Source organism: Bradyrhizobium sp. Leo170, assembly GCF_004296405.1.
Lineage (GTDB): Bacteria > Pseudomonadota > Alphaproteobacteria > Rhizobiales > Xanthobacteraceae > Bradyrhizobium.
In genome coordinates, this window is the sequence record NZ_PSRR01000807.1 from 1 (window position 1) to 761 (window position 761).

Here is a 761-nt window from a genome sequence, read left to right on the forward strand (position 1 = left end):
GACCACTGGCGAAGGCAGCCGCGATCCGACGGTGAAGGAAATGAACGTGAAGGAGAAAGGCAAGGTCGAACGGATGGGCAAGTAGTTTGGCCATGACGTTTGACCTTCTCGCGTGCAGCTCGGTTCCACTTCGCTCGAAACGCTTGAGGGCTTGATCCGGCAAGGTTGGGAGCCGATGAGAGAGGATGACGATTCGAAGAAAGTCATCGCGCTGAAACGGAAGCGGCGGACCTTTCGGCCCGCCGCCTTTTTTGCAGCCGTTCCCGCGCGGCTATTTCTTGACCGCGAACACCCAGACGACACCGCCCTGGGGAACATTGTTCTCCACGCCGACATTCTGGGTGGCCAAGGCATCCTGGATGCGCTGCGCATCGACGCCCCAGCCGGATTGGATCGCGATATATTGCGTGCCGTCGACCTCATAGGAAACCGGCATGCCCATGATGCCGGAATTGGTCTTCTGCTCCCACAACAGTTCGCCGCTCTTGGCATCGAAGGCGCGGAAGTTGCGATCGTTGGTGCCGCCGGCAAAGACCAGATCGCCCGCGGTCGCCAGCACCGAACCGAACAATTGCGACTTCGAGAAGGTGTGCGACCAGACCTTCTTGCCGGTTGCCGGGTCCCAGGCCTGCAGCTCGCCCATGTGAGTGGCGCCCGGGCGCACCGTCAGACCGATATCTTCCGGCTTGGTGCCAAGCCAGAGCTGGCCTGGAACGAGCGCCACCTTCTCGCCAGAGAAGCCTCCGCAGGTGTTCTCCAGG

1 protein-coding gene is annotated in these 761 nt (G+C 61.2%); it reads right to left on the reverse strand.

The window, feature by feature from the left end; all coding sequences use genetic code 11:
- Positions 1–271: 271 nt before the first annotated feature.
- Positions 272–761: outer membrane protein assembly factor BamB family protein (locus tag CWO89_RS44835; protein WP_165421631.1), on the reverse strand; the 490-nt coding region annotated here is incomplete at its 5' end.